The sequence below is a fragment of the Paraburkholderia graminis C4D1M genome, assembly GCF_000172415.1.
Taxonomy (GTDB): Bacteria; Pseudomonadota; Gammaproteobacteria; order Burkholderiales; family Burkholderiaceae; genus Paraburkholderia; species Paraburkholderia graminis.
Map to the genome: position 1 here is coordinate 239,480 of NZ_ABLD01000004.1, position 19,499 is coordinate 258,978.

At 63.5% G+C, this 19,499-nt stretch carries 16 protein-coding genes and 1 pseudogene; 10 read left to right on the forward strand and 7 right to left on the reverse strand.

Features of this window, described 5'->3' with window-relative positions:
- Positions 1–40: 40 nt before the first annotated feature.
- Both BGRAMDRAFT_RS09165 and BGRAMDRAFT_RS09170 read right to left on the reverse strand, forming a co-directional pair.
- Positions 41–1,386: pseudogene (locus BGRAMDRAFT_RS09165) on the reverse strand (ABC transporter ATP-binding protein).
- A gap of 111 nt (positions 1,387–1,497) precedes the next feature.
- Positions 1,498–3,249 (reverse strand): ABC transporter permease, encoded by a 1,752-nt coding sequence (locus tag BGRAMDRAFT_RS09170; RefSeq protein ID WP_006048432.1) that lies wholly within the window; start codon positions 3,247–3,249, stop codon positions 1,498–1,500.
- 684 nt (positions 3,250–3,933) lie between these two features.
- On the opposite strand from BGRAMDRAFT_RS09170, the gene BGRAMDRAFT_RS09175 reads away from it, so the two are divergent.
- Both BGRAMDRAFT_RS09175 and BGRAMDRAFT_RS09180 read left to right on the forward strand, forming a co-directional pair.
- Positions 3,934–5,625 carry a sensor domain-containing diguanylate cyclase gene (locus BGRAMDRAFT_RS09175; protein WP_006048433.1) on the forward strand — a complete coding sequence of 564 codons (1,692 nt, stop codon included), beginning with the start codon at positions 3,934–3,936 and terminating at the stop codon, positions 5,623–5,625.
- A gap of 114 nt (positions 5,626–5,739) precedes the next feature.
- Complete coding sequence (locus tag BGRAMDRAFT_RS09180; protein WP_006048434.1) at positions 5,740–6,006, forward strand: double-stranded DNA-specific endonuclease; 267 nt, start codon at positions 5,740–5,742, stop codon at positions 6,004–6,006.
- A 121-nt stretch (positions 6,007–6,127) separates the two neighbouring features.
- Here BGRAMDRAFT_RS09180 and BGRAMDRAFT_RS09185 read toward each other — a convergent pair whose 3' ends face one another.
- Together BGRAMDRAFT_RS09185 and BGRAMDRAFT_RS09190 are read right to left on the reverse strand one after the other, a co-directional pair.
- Complete coding sequence (locus BGRAMDRAFT_RS09185) at positions 6,128–7,447, reverse strand: ATP-binding protein (protein WP_006048435.1); 1,320 nt, start codon at positions 7,445–7,447, stop codon at positions 6,128–6,130.
- Positions 7,431–8,156, reverse strand: coding sequence for a response regulator (locus BGRAMDRAFT_RS09190; RefSeq protein WP_006048436.1), 726 nt, complete (start codon positions 8,154–8,156; stop codon positions 7,431–7,433). The genes BGRAMDRAFT_RS09185 and BGRAMDRAFT_RS09190 overlap by 17 nt, the downstream gene beginning before the upstream one ends.
- Before the next feature lie 219 nt (positions 8,157–8,375).
- Here BGRAMDRAFT_RS09190 and BGRAMDRAFT_RS09195 point away from each other — a divergent pair, with 219 nt between their 5' ends.
- The gene (locus BGRAMDRAFT_RS09195; protein WP_006048437.1) at positions 8,376–8,909 is read left to right on the forward strand and encodes a periplasmic heavy metal sensor; all 534 of its coding nucleotides are present in this window, start codon (positions 8,376–8,378) and stop codon (positions 8,907–8,909) included.
- Positions 8,910–9,124: 215 nt separating this feature from the next.
- Here the strand turns inward: BGRAMDRAFT_RS09195 and BGRAMDRAFT_RS09200 are convergent, their stop codons facing one another.
- On the reverse strand, positions 9,125–9,835 hold the full coding sequence (locus BGRAMDRAFT_RS09200) for a pirin family protein (protein WP_006048438.1): 711 nt from the start codon (positions 9,833–9,835) through the stop codon (positions 9,125–9,127).
- Between the two features lie 481 nt (positions 9,836–10,316).
- Between BGRAMDRAFT_RS09200 and BGRAMDRAFT_RS09205 the strand changes: the two genes are divergently transcribed.
- From BGRAMDRAFT_RS09205 to BGRAMDRAFT_RS09225, 5 genes are all read left to right on the forward strand, one after another.
- A complete protein-coding gene (locus BGRAMDRAFT_RS09205; protein WP_006048439.1) occupies positions 10,317–11,093 on the forward strand; it encodes an ABC transporter substrate-binding protein in 777 nt (258 codons plus the stop codon).
- Between the two features lie 310 nt (positions 11,094–11,403).
- A complete protein-coding gene (locus BGRAMDRAFT_RS09210; protein ID WP_006048440.1) occupies positions 11,404–12,093 on the forward strand; it encodes an ABC transporter permease in 690 nt (229 codons plus the stop codon).
- Entirely contained in the window at positions 12,090–12,803 is a 714-nt protein-coding gene (locus tag BGRAMDRAFT_RS09215) for an ABC transporter permease (RefSeq protein WP_006048441.1), read from the forward strand. Before BGRAMDRAFT_RS09210 ends, BGRAMDRAFT_RS09215 begins: the two co-directional genes overlap by 4 nt.
- A gap of 41 nt (positions 12,804–12,844) precedes the next feature.
- On the forward strand, positions 12,845–13,624 hold the full coding sequence (locus tag BGRAMDRAFT_RS09220; protein WP_006048442.1) for an ABC transporter ATP-binding protein: 780 nt from the start codon (positions 12,845–12,847) through the stop codon (positions 13,622–13,624).
- A gap of 640 nt (positions 13,625–14,264) precedes the next feature.
- On the forward strand, positions 14,265–15,389 hold the full coding sequence (locus BGRAMDRAFT_RS09225) for a porin (protein WP_006048443.1): 1,125 nt from the start codon (positions 14,265–14,267) through the stop codon (positions 15,387–15,389).
- 208 nt (positions 15,390–15,597) lie between these two features.
- Here BGRAMDRAFT_RS09225 and glnK read toward each other — a convergent pair whose 3' ends face one another.
- Together glnK and BGRAMDRAFT_RS09235 are read right to left on the reverse strand one after the other, a co-directional pair.
- A complete protein-coding gene (gene glnK, locus BGRAMDRAFT_RS09230; protein ID WP_006048444.1) occupies positions 15,598–15,936 on the reverse strand; it encodes a P-II family nitrogen regulator in 339 nt (112 codons plus the stop codon).
- A gap of 115 nt (positions 15,937–16,051) precedes the next feature.
- On the reverse strand, positions 16,052–17,827 hold the full coding sequence (locus tag BGRAMDRAFT_RS09235; RefSeq protein ID WP_006048445.1) for an NAD+ synthase: 1,776 nt from the start codon (positions 17,825–17,827) through the stop codon (positions 16,052–16,054).
- A gap of 148 nt (positions 17,828–17,975) precedes the next feature.
- Between BGRAMDRAFT_RS09235 and BGRAMDRAFT_RS09240 the strand changes: the two genes are divergently transcribed.
- Both BGRAMDRAFT_RS09240 and BGRAMDRAFT_RS09245 read left to right on the forward strand, forming a co-directional pair.
- A complete protein-coding gene (locus tag BGRAMDRAFT_RS09240) occupies positions 17,976–19,145 on the forward strand; it encodes a GNAT family N-acetyltransferase (protein ID WP_006048446.1) in 1,170 nt (389 codons plus the stop codon).
- Positions 19,146–19,152: 7 nt separating this feature from the next.
- Complete coding sequence (locus BGRAMDRAFT_RS09245) at positions 19,153–19,470, forward strand: GIY-YIG nuclease family protein (protein WP_029970043.1); 318 nt, start codon at positions 19,153–19,155, stop codon at positions 19,468–19,470.
- Positions 19,471–19,499 lie beyond the last annotated feature (29 nt).

A 19,499-nucleotide genomic window follows, 5' to 3' on the forward strand; every position in this document is an offset into this window, starting at 1 on the left:
CGTTTTCATTGAACAGTACTGCACGTGAGCGCCGCGGTGCTCACGACTCCACGTCTTCCAGACTGAAGATTTCGGTCTGGTCGTTGTAGGAAAAAATCTCGCCGTAGCGCCCCCAGTTGATGACCGCGTCGAGCGTTTCTTCGGCGGCGCTGTCGGACAGAAAATCCTCCAGTTCCTGCTCGAAGCGCACACGCGGCGCACGATGGCCCGGCCGCTCGTTCAGCACCTTCTTGATTCGCGCGGCGAGTGGCACATGCCGCAGTAGATGCTCGGCGAACATCATCTTGCGCTCCTGCGTGCCGAATTCGGCGAACACGCGCGCGGGCGGCGTCAGGAAAATATCGCCTTCGCGGACGTCGGCGAAACCGAGGTGCTGAAGCACTTCCGCGACCGGGAACAGGTCGTCCACTTCGAGATGCAGCGAACGCGCGATTTCCGGCATGTCCGCGCGGCCGTGATACGGCGCGGCGGCGAGCGTCTCGATCAGACCGGCCATCAGGTTGGTCGACACGTGCGGCAACCAGCTATGCAGCTCGAGGCCCTTCCGCGTTTTCTCGTCGGTCTGACGCGCGGTCATCTTCGCGTAGATCTCATCCACCAGACGCCGGAACGCCGGATCGAGACGATTGCGCGGATGCTTGAACGGCACCTTGATCTCGGCGATCACGCGGCCAGGATTGGACGACAACACGAGAATCCGGTCGCACATGAACACCGCTTCCTCGATGTTGTGCGTGACGATCAGCACCGCCTTGATCGGCATGCGGCCTTGCGTCCACAAGTCGAGCAGGTCGGTACGCAGCGTCTCGGCGGTCAGCACGTCGAGCGCGGAAAACGGCTCGTCCATCAGAAGCAGTGTGGGGTCGACCACCAGCGCGCGCGCAAAGCCGACGCGCTGGCGCATGCCGCCGGACAACTCGCGCGGATACGCGTTCTCGAAGCCGTCGAGGCCGATCAGGTCGATCGCGGCGAGCGCGCGTTCGCGCCGCTCGCGCGCGGCCACGCCTTGCGCCTCGAGCCCGGCTTCCACGTTTTGCAGCACGGTCAGCCACGGGAACAGCGCGAAGGTCTGGAACACCATCGCGACGCCCTTCGCGGGACCGTCGAGCGGCTTGCCCATGTATGTGACTTCGCCGTCGGTCGGCTCGATCAGACCGGCGATGATGCGCAGCAGCGTCGACTTGCCCGAGCCCGAACGCCCGAGCAGACCGACGATCTCGCCTTCGCGCAGCGACAGGTGGCGTCGTCGAGAACCAGCAGTTCGCCTTGCGACTTGTTGAAACCGCGGCACACGTCCTTGACGCGCAGGATTTCTTCGCCGAGACGCGGTGGCTTCGGCGGCGTCTGGATCGGCGCGGCGGTCGTGGCAGCTTTAGGATTTTGCATCGCGTTATGCCTTCAATTCTCAGGAAAACACCGGGCCGCGCAGGTTTGTCGTGCACCGCGGCAGGCCAGGCGCGTAGCGTCAGGGCCTCAGAGCTTCACGGCCTCAGGGCCTCAGTCCAGCCGCAGCTTCGCTTCGGCGTAGGCGTACATCGGACGCCACAGCAGGCGGTTGAACAGCGTCACGAATAGCGACATCACGGCGATGCCGACGATGATCTTCGGATAATCGCCCGCCGCCGTGGACTGCGCGATATAGGCGCCGAGCCCGTGCGCGGCCACCTTCGTGTCGCCCCACTGCACGAATTCCGCGACGATGCTCGCGTTCCACGCGCCGCCCGACGCGGTGATCGCGCCCGTCACGTAGTACGGAAAGATGCCCGGCAAAATGGCCTGACGCCACCACTGCCAGCCGCGGATATGGAAATTCTTGGCCGCCTCGCGATAGTCGTTCGGATACGAAGTCGCGCCGGCAATCACGTTGAACAGGATATACCACTGCGTGCCGAGCACGATCAGCGGCGAGAGCCAGACATCCGGGTTCAGGTTGAAGCGCACGATCACGATCACGAAGACCGGAAACAGCAGATTCGCCGGGAACGCGGCCAGAAACTGCGCGAGCGGCTGAATCTTCTCGGCGAGCGCCGGCCGCAGGCCGATCAGCACGCCGACCGGCACCCAGACCACCGACGCCAGCGCGATCAGCACCACAACCCGCAGCAGCGTGATCAGCCCGAGCACGAACACGTGGCCGACTTCATCGAGCGATACGCCGGTGCGCACGTAGATGAACACGCGATACACCACATAAACAGTGGCGACCAGCACGAGCGCGCCCCACACGATGTCGCCGATGCGCGAGCTCTTCTGGATCTGCGGAATCGGAAAGCGCGGCGCCTGCAGCGCGGGCAAGCGGAACGGCACGCGCGCGGCCTTCGCGAACATCCAGCCGAGCGGCACCAGCAAGCGGTGAATCAGCCGCGTGCGGCGAATCAGATCGAGCAGCCACGACTCGGGCGCGTCGCCCGAACTGGTGGTCTCCATGCGGAACTTGTCGGCCCACGCCACCAGCGGACGGAACAGCAACTGGTCGTAGGCGAGAATCACGACCGTCATCGCGAGGATCACCCAGCCGATCGCATGCAGGTTCTTGACGACGATCGCCTGCGCGAGATACGCGCCGATGCCGGGCAGCGTGATCGTGTTATTGCCGACCGTGATCGCCTCCGATGCGACCACGAAGAACCAGCCGCCCGACATCGACATCATCATGTTCCAGATGAGGCCGGGCATCGAGAACGGCACTTCGAGTTTCCAGAAGCGCTGCCATGACGTCAGATGAAAACCGCGCGAGACTTCATCGAGATCGCGCGGCACCGTGCGCAGCGACTGATAGAAGCTGAACGTCATGTTCCACGCCTGGCTCGTGAAGATCGCAAAGATCGCCGCGAGTTCGGCGCCGAGCACGCGGCCCGGAAAGAGCGCGAGAAAGAACGTGACCGTGAACGAGATATAGCCGAGCACCGGCACCGACTGCAGGATGTCGAGAATCGGCACCAGCACGAGTCCGGCGCGGCGGCTCTTCGCGGCCAGCGTGCCGTAGGCGAGCGTGAAGATCAGCGACGCGACCATCGCCGCGAGCATGCGCAATGTGGTGCGCATTGCGTACTCGGGCAGATTCGCCGGATCGAGCGAGATCGCCTGGGTCTTCAGCGTCGACATCGGCGCGAGCGTCTCGTGAAAGCCGATCGCCGCCATCGCGATGATGCAGATGATGAGCGGAAACGCGACGAAGTCCCAGCGGTTGGGCAGCACGCGCCATGCCGACGCGTTGGCGGTGCGCTTCAGGTTGAAGCTGAAATCCATCAGACCGGCTCCTCGTTAATACAGGCGTTCGAATGCGCGAAGGAGGCCGCGGCTGCCGCGCGGCGGTCTGAAGTTCGGTCCGGAAAGCGGAAATCAGGCATGGCAAAACGCGTGTGCGCGGTAAATCGTTAGCGTACGAGACAGGTGGACCGGCAACGGAAGCGCCGATGGGCAAGCCGCCCCCGAACCGCAATCGTCAAGCCTGAGTCCTGTCGCCGCAGGCGCCGCCCGTAGGCTGGCGAGCTTTCCTTTGTTTTGGACGGCACGACACTACACCATCCTATGTTTCAGGCACAACCTTTGACGGCAAATCCGGCAACTTGCTGCGCCCCGCCTGACAACGGCCCGGCAATGGCCTGACAGTGGCCTTCCGCGAAGCTTCCGTGAAGACCGCGAGCCTCGTTGCGCGTCTCGTCGCGCGTGGCCTATTGCCGCTCCCGGCATCAAGAAAACGGCGCGATTGCCGTTAAGAGCCTGATGGGTGCAGCCCATCTGGATTCATTGCCGCGATAAGGGTGCCGTCTGGCCCCATGACGGTTAGAATCCACTAAAGATGCGCCCGTATGGATGGTTTTATCCCGGCCCGCGCGGCGCAACCCCGAGCGAAACGCTGGGCGAAACGGCGCCGCGGCGCTGCCACGAATAAGCTAGTTGCATGTCTCAGCCAGACGGATCAGAGGGTCGATGAACAGGACAACCTTGCGCCAGGCAACCGGCCCGATCGGCTTCGTGCTGATCGTACTGGCTTGCTGGTTCGTGGCCGGCATGGTCGCGGACCGGATGGTACAGCAAGAGCTCAACGCGGCGTTGCACGCGCAGCGTCAGATGGCCGCCTCGATCGTCGACAACATGGCGGAGGTGATCGCAAGCGACCTCGCGATGTCGCGAGCCATTCCCGCAACCATGGCCGAAATGGACGTGGTCCAGAACGCGCTGGTGCAATCCCGGAATTATGCCGCGAACGGCGAGACGACGGAACCCACGCTGCGCGCCGCGTTGCTAAAAGACCCGCATCTTGGCGCGGTCAGCACCTTCCTGCACCGGGCACAGGGCTTCTCCGGGCTCGATCAGGTATGGCTCGTGAATGCCAACGGCATCTGCGTGGCCTCGAGCGATGTCTCCGGCGATCCGCAGAGGCGGCGCGCCTCGTTCGTCGGCGTCGACATGCGGGTGCGCGCGTATCTGACCAACGCGCTGCTCGGCGCGTTCTCCGAAACCTATGGCGTGGGCCGCACGAGCGGCGAACCCGGCATCTTCATCGCGGTGCCCGTCTATGCGGACGGCGAACTCGCGGGCGCGGTCGTCGCCAAGGTCGGCATCGCGCGGCTGCGCCACTGGGTCGCGCATGCCGGCACCTTCGTCGCCGACGATAACGGCGTCATCATCATGGCGCACGACAGCAAGCTCGAAGGCCACGCGTTGCCCGATTCGCGCGTGACGAAGATGAGCGTCGCCGAGCGCACCGTGACCTATCGCCGCGACGCGTTCCCGGACATCCAGATTCGCGTCGACAACGAAGTGCGTGAGCAGGCGCCGTGGGTCTCGGCGACCGTCGCCGGGCAACTGTTCGGCTCGGCCGGCCGCCTGGGGCCGTCGCTGTATCAGACTCGTGGCGGCCTGAACTCGGGGCTCTCCGCGCATCTGGTCGAGCCGCTCTCGGCCTGGCCGGAGCTGTTGCGCAACCATAAGCGCGATCATCTGCTGGTGTTTCTGACGCTGGCGGGTACCGTGGCGCTCGCGTGGGTGATCACCGTGTCGTACGTGCGCGAGCGGCGCCATCATCGGGCCACGCGCGATCTCGCCGAGCAGTTGCAGTCGGCCAATACGCTGCTTTCGGCGGAGGCGCGTCACGACGCGTTGACGGGCGCGCTGTCGCGCCGCTACTTCCTCGATCTGCTGCGTCACGAGATCGATCGCGCGCACCTCGGCAACCAGCCGCTGTGCATGGCGATTGCCGACCTCGATCACTTCAAGCAGATCAACGACCGCTTCGGCCATGCCGCCGGCGACCGCGCGCTCGAGCATTTCGTCGAGACCTGCCGCGCCGAACTGCGCGGCGCCGATGCGATCGGCCGGCTCGGCGGCGAGGAGTTCGGTGTGCTGCTGCCCGGAACCGATCTCGCGGGCGGCCGCGAAGTGGTCGAGCGCCTGCGCTTGCGTCTGAAAGCGGTGCCGTCGGCGAAACTGCCTGCGTCCGTTACGCTCAGCGTGAGCATCGGCATCACGGAGTTGTCCGTCGACGACCTCCCCGAGCGGATCATGAGCCGCGCCGACATGGCGCTCTATGCCGCCAAGACCGGCGGGCGCGACCGCACCGAAGCGCTGCCGCCCGACGACACCGCCCCGCCCGCCCGCACGGTCGCAAGCGTCTGGTGACGGCGAGTCCGCTCCTTGACGCGAGGCAAGCCGAGGCTTCGAGCCTTCCGCAAGCAAGCAGGTATGATCGACACTGACCTCGAGTTGTCGCTACCGCTTTAACGGGAGATTCGCATGAAGGGAAATCTGGTCATTGTTTGCCGCGATCAGGATGCTGACGCGTTCGACCATCTGCTGGCTGAGTACGGCGCGTTCCAGACGCGGCTGTCGTCGACCGCGTGGTATCTGAAGCTCGATGTCGCGCCGGAAGTCATTCAGGAAGAGATACTCGGCCGCCTCGGCAAGTACACGACCCACTATATTTTCGAAGCCGAAACCGTGACGTGGAATACGGTGGATAGCGAAGCCGCGAACGCGCTGAATACGTTGTTTTCGGATTAGCTCGCGAGCGGGAAGCAGTTGTGGTCGCGGTCGCAGTAATGACCTGGGATGACCTCGGCGGCGGACCACACCAGCCCACGACAAAACCAGGCGCGACGCAACGCCGCGCCTGCAACTCAAATCACCAGACACTGCTCTCCGACGCCGCCCTCGCCTGAGGCACCGCGGAAAACGGGAAGCTCATCAAGACGCGCAAGCCGCGGCCGTCGTGGTTGCCGATCTGCCACTCGCCGCCCGCGCGCCGTACCAGCCGCTCGACAATCGCAAGCCCAAGACCGCTGTGGCCATTGCCGCCGCGCGCGGGATCGAGCCGCACGAAAGGCCGGCTTGCGTTGACGAGGTCCTGCGCGGCGATGCCCTTGCCGTTATCGCTCACCGACAACGTGAAGCCTTCCGCCGTGCGCGCAGTGGCGACGACGATAGGCGGCGCTCCGTACGCATGCGCGTTGTCGAGCAGGTTCGACAGAATCCGGTCGAGCGTGGCGGCGGGCAGCATGAAGCCGGGGCCGGCTCGCAGATCGGTCTGCACCGCAGGCGCGCCCGAGGCCACCGCGCGATAGCTGCGCACGACGCGTTCACATTGCGCGTCGACCTCGACGGCTTCGCTGCGATCCGCGCCGTCGTGCGCGAACACCAGGAATTGTTCGACGATGTGCGTCATCGAATCGACGTCGCGCACGACGCCGTCGCGCATCTTCGCTTCGTCCATCATTTCGGCGCGCAGACGCAAGCGCGCAAGCGGCGTCTTCAGATCGTGCGCGACACCCGCGAGCATCACCGCGCGGTCGTTCTCGGTGCGCGCGACTTCCTGCACCATCTGGTTAAAGCCATGCGTCAATTGCCTGAGCTCGCGCGGTCCGCGCTCGGGCACGGGCGGCACCGGCAGGCCACGGCCGAAGCGCGCCACCGCCTGGGCGAGCGAGCGCAACGGCTGCTGCAACGCCCATGCGGCGAACAGCGCCGCCATCACCGCGAACGAGAAGATGATGACGAGCCACAGCACCGTTCGGTCGAGCGAGCGCGGTGGCCGCAGCGGCTGCACCGGCACGACGATCCAGCTACGGTCCCTGGGCGCGCGCACCCACAGCGTGGGCGGCGCTCCCGGCAAGCCGACGCGCACCTGCGTGCCGGACGGCATGCGGTCGCGCGCGTCTTCGATAAACCGTTCGAGCGGCGGCGGCAGATTCGATGTCTCGGGCGGCACTTCGGGGCTCGCCGGATCGACCAGCTTTACGCGCGACGGCAGCGGCTGATCGGGATTGCGGGCCACGTGCTGACGCACCGCGTCGACGAGGAACGTGGCTTCTTCGACGGCATAGCGGGTTTGCAGCTGGCTGCGCTCGAGGCGCATGAGCGCATACCACGCGAAATGCGACAGCAGCAGCACCGCGACGACCAGCAAGGCCAGCCGTCCGAACAACGAATCAATGGGCCGGCGCATTCTGATCGCCGTCGGGCACGAACACGTAGCCGCGCCCGCGCACTGTCTGAATGAAGCGCGGCGTGGACGGGTCCGTTTCGAGAATGCGCCGCAGACGCCACACCTGCACGTCGATACCGCGGTCGGTGCCGTCGTATTCGGGACCGTGCAGCAGCTCGAGCAGACGCTCGCGCGTCAGCGTGCGCATGGGATGGTTCACGAAGATTTTCAGCAACGCGAACTCGCTGCCCGACAGCGTGAGCGGCTTGTCTTCCTGATGCAGCGTGCGCGACTGGAAGTCGAGCGTGAAGCGGCCGAAGCTGAACGGCTCGCGCTGTTCGGGCGCGGCCGCCGAAGGCAGCGTGCGCCGCCGGCGCAACACCGCCTGCACGCGTGCGAGCAGCTCGCGCGGATTGAACGGCTTGCCGAGATAGTCGTCCGCGCCGAGTTCGAGACCGACGATCCGGTCGACGTCGTCCGCACGCGCGGTCAGCATGATGACCGGGATATCGTCGCCCGACGCGCGCAGCTTGCGCAATGCAGTGAGCCCGTCCACGCCCGGCATCATCAGGTCGAGCACGATCAGGTCGGGACGCTCGCGTTCGAGCCTGCGCTCGAGCGAGCCCGCGTCGTGCAGCACCGAGACTTCGATGCCCTGACGGGCCAGATAGTCGCGCAGCAGATCGCGCAGTTCGACGTCGTCGTCGACAACAAGTATTTGAGTAGCCATGGAATGAAGTTTAACGCGCGGCAGCAGCGGTTTTCGATTTCACAGAGGCCTCAAGGGTTACCGGGTGTTACGGTGAAAGCTGCACGTAATGGCCCGTAACAGCGGCGCGAAGGCGCGTAACACAGCGCCGGATGCAGTTCTCTACGCTGTGTCTTACCGAATGCAGGCCGTCAACTGGATCGGATGCATCGTCGGCTATTCCATTACAAGGAGCCTTACATGTCCACCAAAAAAATCTCGCGCGCCCTCGCCGTTGCCGCCACCGCTCTCGCCATCGGCGCGGGCGCTGCTTATGCCGCCCAACCCGCTCATGAGGCCCACGGCGGTCCGGGCGGATGGCACGGTCACTTCATGAAAGAGCTCACGCAACTACATGATCAGTTGAAGCTGAACGCGGATCAGGAAAAGCAGTGGCAAGCCGCACTCGACACGATGAAGCAAGGCCATGAAGCGATGCGCGCGAACCACGAGCAGATGAAGAACCAGTTCAAGGCCGCGCAGCAGCAGCAGATTCTGGATCTGAACGCGATGGCTTCCGCTCATCAGCAGATCGAGCAGAAGGACGCGCAGTTGCGCCAGCAAACCACGGACGCCTGGCTCAAGTTCTATAACGGCCTGAACGACCAGCAGAAGACGACCGTCAGCACGGCGCTGAAGCAGCGCTTTGCGAAGATGGAGTCGCGTCACGAGAAGATGCGCGAGCGTTGGCAGCAGCATCATGGCGCGGCGTCGGCGCCGGCTGCGAGCCAGTAAGCGGCGCGGCCGCCGCGCTGCAAAGCGCGGCGGCTTCGCAGAAACAGAAACGCCACGGAGCGCAGTTCAAAAACTCCGTGGCGTTTTCCATATATACATATAGCGGCGCGCGTGTGCATTCCCGCTGAAACTGAGCTTGCAGCACGCGCCCTTTGTGCCGTCCTGGTTGCGCCCTCAACCAACTCCGCGTTGAGCGGCGCAACAACTGCCCTGCTTCAGCTATCGAGCCGCCCAAGGTCGAACAGCAGCACTTCTGCGTGGTCGCCCTTTTCCAGCGTCACCGTGTCCGTATCGCTGAGCTTCGCGGCATCGCCCGCTTGCAGCGCCTCGCCGTTCACCGTCAGCGAGCCGCGCGCGACGTGCACGTACACGAGCCGTCCCGCGGGCACCGCGAAGCTGGCCGTCTCCGCGCCGTCGATCAAGCCCGCGTAAATCGACGCGTCCGCGTGGATCGTCACCGAGCCGTCGCGGCCGTCGGGCGATGCGACGACGCGCAGGCGGCCGCGCTTGTCGGCGGCGTCGAAGCGCTTTTCCTCGTAGCCCGGCTGATCGCCCGCGCGTTGCGGAATCACCCAGATCTGCAACAGATGCGCCTCTTCGTCCGGCGACGCGTTGAACTCGCTATGCATCACGCCCGTGCCGGCGCTCATGCGCTGCACGTCGCCGGGACGGATTGTCGAGCCGTTGCCCATGCTGTCGCGGTGCGCAAGCGCGCCTTCGAGCACGTACGTGACGATCTCCATGTCGCGGTGCCCGTGCGTGCCGAAGCCCTGTCCACCCGCGATGCGGTCTTCGTTGATCACGCGCAGCGGCCCGAAGTGGACGTGCTCGGGATCGCGATAATCGGCAAACGAAAAGCTGTGATACGAGTCGAGCCAGCCGTGGTTGGCGTGGCCACGCTCGTCGGAGCGGCGAATCTCGATCATGACGTACTCCCGGTGAAATTGGCGATGGCGAGAATGTATGGGCTCGCCGCCCGATCCACAATCGGGCGCGGGCGCACCGGATCGTTTCGCAAATCCGCTTAATCGAAGTTGGCGAAGCGAGCCGCGCGCATCGAACCGTCGTCTACCGCTTTCGCAACGCGCCGCGCGAATGCGTCGCGCATACGCAACGGCCTTCATGCGACGCCGGCGCGGCGGGCATTGCGCACTGGCGCCGCGCCCCTGTTCGGGTAAAATACCGCGCTTTTCAACGCATAGGGTGGCCGAAGGCTCGCCTGGCAAAGGCTTGCGAAGGCTCGGCAAAGGCCTGGCAAGGCCGGACACCACGCGGAAAACCGCGGCGGCGCGACAATTTTGACCGCCTAGAATAGCGACGGCCGGCCACGAGCCGAGGCGACGGCCGGCCACGAGCCGGCTTCGTCGGGATCGGACACCACGACGATCAGTTTGACCCAGGAGAAACATGAAGAAGCTCGCACTGTGCGTAGCGCTCGCCGTCATGGCCACCGGCGCCATGGCAAAAGAATGGAAAACCGTACGCATCGGGGTTGACGCCAGTTATCCGCCGTTCGAATCGAAGGCGGCCAGCGGCCAGGTCGTCGGGTTCGACGTCGACGTGACCAAGGCGCTGTGCGCGCGAATGAACGTCAAATGCGTGTGGGTGGAGCAGGATTTCGACGGCATCATCCCGGCATTGAAGGGCAAGAAGTTCGACGCGATCGTGTCGTCGCTGACCATCACGGACAAGCGCCGCGAGCAGATCGACTTCTCCGACAAGCTCTTCGACGCCCCCGCGCGCATGATCGCCAAAGCCGGCTCGCCGCTGCTGCCAACGGCTGAATCGCTGAAGGGCAAGCGCGTCGGCGTCGAGCAGGGCACGACCCAGGAAGCGTACGCCAAGGCGTATTGGGAGCCGAAGGGCGTGACCGTGGTGCCCTATCAGAACCAGGATCAGGTCTACGCCGATCTCACGTCCGGCCGGCTCGACGCCGCGTTGCAGGACGAAATCCAGGCCGACGCCGGTTTCCTGAAGACGCCGCGCGGCAAGGGCTTCGCGTGGGCGGGCCCGGAAGTGAAGGACCCGAAGACCATCGGCGAAGGCACGGCCATCGGTCTGCGCAAGGACGATGCCGAACTGAAGGCGATGTTCAACAAGGCGCTCGCGCAGATTCATCAGGACGGCACGTTCACGAAGCTCGAAAAGCAGTACTTCGACGTCGAGATCTATCCGGCACACTGAGCACGCACCGGGCACGGTGGGGGCGCTGCCTTTGGGCACCAGCGCCGCTCCCATCAGATGCAGTAATCGCAGCAATGAAAAGACTCGGGCTCGCCCGCATGGGCGCTCGCGAGGCTTCGTAATACAGTCGGTCTAGTTTCAAAGAGAGTCGAAAAGCGCGCTGCAGGACCGGCAACGGCCATGCAGTCATGATTTGCACAGCGGTGCGCTGTGCGCCGCGGATCACGGCGAGCCACGCTCGCGGTACATGCGGCGCCAGGCCGCCCGCGTCTTTCGCGGTGTGCCGCAAGCGCATCGTCAAGGACCCCCTATGTTCCTTCAAGGCTACGGCCCGCTGCTTCTCAACGGCACCTGGCAAACCGTCAAGCTGGCGGTGTTGTCACTGGCGCTCGCTTTCTTGCTGGGCCTTCTCGGCGCGGCGGCGAAACTGTCGAAGAACCGCTTCTCGCACGGCGCCGGGACCGTCTATACGACGCTCGTGCGCGGCGTGCCCGACCTCGTGCTCATGCTGCTGCTTTTCTACAGCATCCAGATCTGGCTCAACAATCTGACCGACCTGCTCGGCTGGGACCAGATCGACATCGACCCGTTCGTGGCCGGCGTCGCGGTGCTCGGCTTCATTTACGGCGCGTACTTCACCGAAACCTTCCGCGGCGCCTTTCTCGCGGTGCCGCGCGGTCAGCTCGAAGCCGGCGCGGCCTACGGCATGACGAGCTGGCAGGTGTTCGCGCGCATCATGTTCCCGCAGATGATGCGCTTCGCGCTGCCCGGCATCGGCAATAACTGGCAGGTGATGGTGAAGGCCACGGCGCTCGTGTCGATCATCGGACTCGCTGACGTAGTCAAGGCTTCGCAAGATGCGGGCAAGGGCACGTTGCGGTTCTTCTTCTTCACCCTGCTTGCGGGGGCGATCTATCTCGTCATCACCACAGTGTCGAACTTCGTGCTGATGTACCTCGAAAAGCGTTACTCGACCGGCGTGCGAAAGGCGGATCTATGATCGAGATCATTCAGGAATACTGGCGCAATTATCTCTACACGGACGGCTACCGCTTCACGGGTCTCGCGATCACGCTGTGGCTGCTGGTGGTGTCGATCGGACTCGGCTTCTGCCTGTCGATCCCGCTTGCGGTGGCGCGCGTCTCGAAGAGGAAATGGCTCGCCGGTCTCGTGTGGCTCTACACGTACATCTTCCGCGGCACGCCGCTTTATGTGCAGTTGCTGCTGTGCTACACGGGCTTGTACAGCCTCGAAGTCATCCGCAATCACGAGCTGACCAACGCGTTCTTCCGCGACGGCATGCATTGCACGCTGCTCGCCTTCACGCTGAACACCTGCGCGTACACCACCGAGATTTTCGCGGGCGCGATCAAGGCCACGCCGTACGGCGAAATCGAAGCGGCGCGCGCGTATGGCATGTCGTCGTTCACGCTGTACCGGCGCGTGATTTTGCCGTCGGCGCTGCGCCGCGCGCTGCCGTACTACAGCAACGAAGTCATTCTGATGCTGCACGCCACGACCGTCGCCTTCACCGCGACCGTGCCGGACATTCTGAAGATCGCGCGCGACGTGAACTCGGCGACGTATCAGTCGTTCAACGCGTTCGGCATTGCCGCCCTGCTCTATCTGTGCATTTCTTTCGCGCTCGTGTGGCTGTTCCGCCGCGCCGAGCGCCGCTGGCTCGCTTACCTGCGGCCGCAAGGCAAATAAGCGGGCACACGCCCCGCGGTTAAGCACGCCCAAGGACCCCGATGAACAACACGAAGCAAAAGCTTTTCGTCGACGAACTTCATAAACAGTACGGCGATAACGAAGTCCTCAAAGGCGTTTCGCTGAAGGCGAACGCCGGCGACGTCATCAGCGTGATCGGCTCGTCCGGTTCGGGCAAGAGCACGATGCTCCGCTGCATCAACTTTCTCGAACAGCCGAACGCCGGCCGCATCTTCGTGGACGGCGAAGAAGTGCGCACGCAAAAGAACAACCAGGGCGCGCTGCGCGTGTCCGACCCGAAACAGTTGCAGCGCGTGCGCACCAAACTGTCGATGGTGTTTCAGCACTTCAACTTGTGGTCGCATATGAACGTGCTCGAGAACATCATCGAGGCGCCCGTGCATGTGCTCGGCCTAAAGCGCAAGGAAGCCGAAGACCGCGCGCGCGAATATCTCGAGAAAGTGGGCCTCGCGCCGCGTCTCGAGAAGCAGTATCCGTCGCATCTGTCGGGCGGTCAGCAGCAGCGCGTGGCGATCGCGCGCGCATTGGCGATGCATCCCGACGTGATGTTGTTCGACGAACCGACTTCCGCGCTCGATCCCGAACTCGTCGGCGAAGTGCTCAAGGTCATGCAGACGCTCGCCGAGGAAGGCCGCACCATGATCGTCGTCACGCACGAAATGGCGTTTGCGCGCAACGTGTCGAACCACGTGATGTTCCTGCACCAGGGGCGCGTCGAAGAAGAAGGCCGCCCCGACGAGGTGTTCAAAAACACGCGCAGTGAGCGCCTGAAGCAGTTCCTGTCCGGCAGTCTGAAATAGCAATGCGGTAGTAAAACATATCGCACAGCCTGGTATTTGAGATTTGGCGATGACTCATCGCAACGCCTCATGACCGGGCTGTAGTCGAAGTACTTTTTACAAGGCGCTTACGAGCGCCTTTTTTGTTTCGGTCACCTGTGTAATCCGCGCTTTTCGGCCGCGAAACCGTCGCGTGGACGCCTCCCAACGCGTCTTTTCGCCCCTACCCTGCCGTATCCGAAGCGTCAATAGTGGCAATCCTTAATCTTGCCCCCGCTGATCCGTGATTCCCTTGTCGCATAAGGGCTTTAGCCGTTTTGACACAGGCGGCAATGGGTCTTTGCCCACATCGGTATTGCAATTTGGAGACACAGGTCAACGCCGGTACTAATTTCTTCTCACACTCAAGTGTATTTTTGATAAATTAGTAACCAAAGTAGCAAAACTAAGTTCATTAAAAGTAGTTTTACTTCAAAGCACAGAGGAGAACCGGTCGGCGAGGGATCGGCATGACGACCAGACAGCCCCAAGGCTGCACGTCAGGATAGGAGACCAATCCGCCCGCTAATCTCCCTGGTACCGATTTCTGTTCGGCGCAACTCGCGTCCGAACACCATTCGCAGTACTGGGTTTCACTTTTTGACAGGGTATGGAGGAGAAGATGAAGAAAGCTTTGCTCGCCGCTGCGCTGATGTCGGCCGGGGTTGTTGCACATGCCCAAAGCAGCGTAACGCTGTATGGCCGCCTGGACGCAGGTCTCGAATACATCAGCGGCCTGCCGAACGCCAACTATACCGGTTCAACCTCGCGCTTTCGCGCGGAAAGTGGTGACTGGGGCACGAGCCTGTGGGGCATGAAGGGCGTCGAGGACATCGGCGGCGGCAATAAGGTCCTGTTCCAGTTGGAAGGCTCGTTCAACACGATGAACGGTCAGGGTCCTGGCGGCGGCGGTCTCTTCAATCGCTGGGCAACGGTCGGTCTGTCGAACAGCGCATACGGTACGTTGACGATGGGCCGCATGCTCTTCATCTCGAACGGCGTGTGGGACTTCGACCCGTTCGGTCAGTCGAACTGGTCGTCGGCGTCGCTGGTGCGTGGCCGCAACTGGCCGCAATCGAGCAACAACATCGCTTACCAGTCGCCGAAGTTCTACGGCTTTGACGTGTACGGTCAGTACGCGCTGTCGAACGCGACGAACTGGAACGGTAACGGCACGACGCCGCAAGGCCGCGAAGCCGGTCTGCAAGTGACGTACACCTCGTCGCTGTTCCAGTTGCGCGGCATGTACGACGAAATCCGCAACAACACCAACGGCAACTTCACGGACCCGTTCACGGCATCGCGCGAGTACACGGCTGCGTTCAACGTGTTCCTCGGTCAGTTCAAGATCCAGGGCGCGTATCAGGCAGTGCGCACGTCCGCGGCTGCCAGCGCGGTAAACGCTGCGCCGACCTCGCTCGATCACGAATGGGGCGGTGTGACGTGGCAAGCCACGCCGGCTGCAGCACTGATCGCGGCTGTGTATCACGTGAACGCGAACAAGGGCGGCGGCAACGCAACGATCTACACGATCGGCGGTTCGTACAACCTGTCCAAGCGCACGCTGCTGGACATCCAGGTCGCGACCGTGCGTAACAGCAAGTCGGCTAACTTCGGTCTGGATGCGAACAACGCAGGCCGTGGCGGCAACATCACCGCTTCGGACGGCACGGTCTCGTACAACGAGAACCCGCTGCCGGGCCACAGCCAGACCGGCGTGTACGCAGGCATTCAACACTCGTTCTAATCGAACGGTGTTCCCCGAAGGCGGCGCCTTCGGGGCTTAGAAGTTCTTCAAGAGAATCTTTTTCACGCTGCTGCGAGAGGCGCGTATCGGTGCGATGTCCGAAAGGGTATCGCACCGTTTTTTATTGGCGCGAAGGCTTCGCGAGTTCTGTCGACGTTGCGCAAAGTTTCCTGCTGGCGCCGGCGCACCGCTTCGGTGCGCGAGCGGCTTAGACGGCCGCTTCGTTTTCTTCGCCGGTACGGATGCGAATCACGCGCTCCACGTCCGCGACGAAAATCTTGCCGTCGCCGATCTTGCCCGTGCGCGCCGCGCCGATGATCGCGTCGATCACCTGGTCGCACTGGTTATCCGCGACGACGACCTCGATCTTCACCTTCGGCAGAAAGTCGACCACATACTCTGCACCACGATAGAGCTCGGTATGGCCTTTCTGCCGGCCGAATCCTTTGACCTCGGTGACGGTCAGGCCCGTGAGACCGACTTCAGCGAGCGCCTCGCGCACTTCGTCGAGTTTGAACGGTTTGATGACTGCGGTGATGCGCTTCATGGCGAACCTCGTCTCGTGACTGGAAGAGTGAAAGGGAAATGGATGATTTTTATTCTACGCCGCGCCGGATGCCTTGCGGCAGTCCGGCGTGCGTCGCAATGCCCGCGGCTCCGATTCATTCCACCGGTTCGGTGTAGCGCGACGTGATCGGATAGCGCCAGTCGCGGCCGAACGCGCGATGCGTGACGCGAATGCCGATCGGCGCCTGGCGGCGCTTGTACTCGTTGATCTTGATGAGGCGCGTGACGCGCTTCACGTCTTCAACCGCGTAACCCGCGGCGATGATTTCGGCGAGCGAGCGGTCCTCTTCCATGTACATGCGCATGATCGCGTCGAGCACGTCATAGGGCGGCAAGCTGTCCTGGTCGGTCTGGTTCTCGCGCAATTCCGCGGACGGCGCGCGCGTCAGAATGCGCTCGGGAATCACGTTCTGCGTGCCGAAGGCCGTGGCCTGATTGCGGTAGTGGCACAGCCGATAAACGAGCGTCTTCGCGATGTCCTTGATCACCGCAAAGCCGCCCGCCATGTCGCCGTAGAGGGTGCAGTAGCCCACCGCCATCTCGCTCTTGTTGCCGGTCGTGAGGACGATCGAGCCGAACTTGTTCGACAGCGCCATCAAGAGCGTGCCGCGGATGCGGGCCTGGATGTTTTCCTCGGTGGCGTCTTCCGGGCGTCCTTCGAATTCTTGCGCGAGCGAACTGCGGAACGCGTCGAACATCGGCGCGATCGCGATTTCGTCGTAGCGGACGCCGACGCGGCGCGCCATCTCGGCGGCGTCGGTGGTGGAGATGTCGGCCGTGTAGCGCGAGGGCATCATCACCGCGCGCACCCGATCCGCGCCGAGCGCGTCGCACGCGACCGCCAGCACGAGCGCCGAATCGACGCCGCCCGAGAGGCCAATCAGTGCGCCTGGGAAACCGTTCTTGTTGACGTAGTCGCGCACGCCCATCACGAGTGCCGCGTAGACCTGTGCCTCCAACGAAAGCTCGGGCGCGATTGCTGGGTTGGCGCCGGTTGCGCCGCTGAAGAGCTGCGCGTCGTTGGCCTTCGCTTCACCGCCATGACCGCGCAACGGCACCGCGTTTTCAAACTCCACAAAGGCCGTCGCTTCCTCGAACTGCGGCATCTTCGCGACCAGTTCGCCTTGCGCGTCGAGCACGAACGAGCCGCCGTCGAACACCAGTTCGTCCTGCGCGCCGACCATGTTCACATAGACCATCGGCAGTCCCGTCTCGCGAATCCGCGCACGCAGGATGTCGAAGCGCACCGCTTCCTTGTTCAGGTGAAACGGCGAGCCGTTCGGGATCAGCAGCACTTGCGCGCCCGCGGCTTTCGCCATTTGCGCGGCCGACGCATGCCACGCGTCTTCGCAGATCACCACGCCGTACTTCACGCCGTCGAGTTCGAAGACGAACGGCTGCGCGTCGGACGCGAAGTAGCGCTTCTCGTCGAACACTTCCGTATTGGGCAAATCCTGCTTGCGATACGTGCCGGCGATCCGGCCGTCCACCACCAGCGACGCCGCGTTGAACGTGTCGACCGGCGGCACGCCGCGCTGGATCGGCGCGTTTGCATTACCATGACCACTCGCCGCGCTGTTGGCAACACTGTCAGCAGCGTCGCGCAACGGATGACCGACGATCACATGCAAGCCGGCGAACTGCTTGAGTTGTTGCGCGAGGTCCGCCAACGCAGCAGCGCTTGCGGTATAAAACGCGGGGCGCAGCAGCAGATCTTCGGGCGGATAGCCGGACAGCGCGAGTTCGGGCGCGACCAGCAGCTTCGCGCCGGCGCTGTGCGCGTCACGCGCGGCGGCGACGATCTTCGCGACGTTGCCGGCGAAGTCGCCGACGGTGACATTGATTTGAGCAAGAGCGATTCGTGTCTTCATGGCAGGATCGACGGGCAAGCGAAAGGCTTGCGGAGGGCTTGCAAATAAAGCGGCTTGTTGTGGGCTCGACGGAACGGACAACTCGGATAAACGAACGACGCAGTACGTGCTTGACGCACCGCGTCGCTCATTGGGACAGTCACACAGATTGAATCAGGAACGCTTTGATTATCGCACGGGCATTCTGGCGTCGCCCTCCGAGGTGGACGCCGCCGAATGGAACGCCCTCCTCGCGCAGCAGACGCAACCCACGCCGTTTCTGCGGCATGAGTTCCTGAGCGCGCTGCACGCGACCCGTTGCGCAGTCGCGGACACCGGCTGGGCGCCGCAATTCGTCACGCTGACCGACCCGCTCACGGGCAAGCTCGCCGCGGCCGCGCCGGTTTATCTGAAGGGCCACTCATACGGCGAGTACGTGTTCGACTGGGCCTGGGCCGACGCCTATAAGCGCAACGGCTTGCCCTACTACCCGAAGCTGCTGTGCGCCGTGCCGTTCACGCCGGTGCAAGGCAACCGCCTGCTCGCCGCCGATTCGCACGCGTTGCGCCACCTTGCTGCGACGTTGATGGCGTTCGCCGAGCAGGCCGACGTGTCGTCGCTGCATGTGCTCTTTCCGACCGAAACCGAAGCCAACGCGCTCACCGAGATGGGCATGATGCAGCGCGAAGGCGTGCAGTTTCACTGGTTGAACGACGGCTATCGCGACTTCGACGATTTTCTTTCGACGCTCGAACAGAAGAAGCGCAAGAACATCCGCGCGGAACGCCGCAAAGTCCACGACGCCGGCATCACGATGCGCCGTATTCGCGGCGAAGACATTCAGGACGCGGACTGGCGCTTCTTCAGCAAGTGCTATCGGCAGACTTATCGCGAGCACTTTTCGACGCCGTATCTGAACCTCGATTTTTTCCGCATGATCGGCGCGTCGATGCCGGAGAATCTGCTGCTCGTGATCGCCGAGTACGAAGGCAAGCCGATCGCGAGTTCGCTCGTCGTGTATCAGCGCGATGCGAAAACCGGCGGCACGCTGTACGGCCGTTACTGGGGCGCGCTCGAACATGTGCCCTGTCTGCACTTCGAGACCGCGTACTATCAGCCGCTCGAGTTCTGCATCGAAGAAAAGCTCGGGGCCTTTGAAGGCGGCGCGCAAGGCGAACACAAAATGGCGCGCGGCTTCCTGCCCACAGTGACGCGCTCGGCGCACTGGCTCGCGCATCCCGCTTTCGCCGATGCGGTCGGCCACTTCCTCGACAACGAAAAGAACAGCATCCACGCTTATGTGGACGAGCTGCGCGAACACAATCCGTTCAAAGGCTGACGCGTCCGTGGCGTGGTTTCTCTATCTGCTCGAATGTTCGGACGGCAGCGTCTACACCGGCATCGCCACCGACGTCGACGCGCGTTTCGAAAAGCACGTCAGCGGCGCGGGCGCGCGCTATACACGTTCGCGCAAGCCGGTGCGCGTGCTGGCATCGTTCGAACTGGCGGATCGTTCGAGCGCGTCGCGCGCCGAGTATTGGGTGAAGCGCTTGACGCCCGCGCAGAAGCGGACGCTGGCGGCGGGTGGGCGGACGCTCGAGTCGGTGATGCCGGAGCCTGAGCCGGCTCTGGATGATGATGAAGTCGAAGGCGACGCGGCGTGAACGGCGTGCGTTCGCTGAGCAGTTGGCGG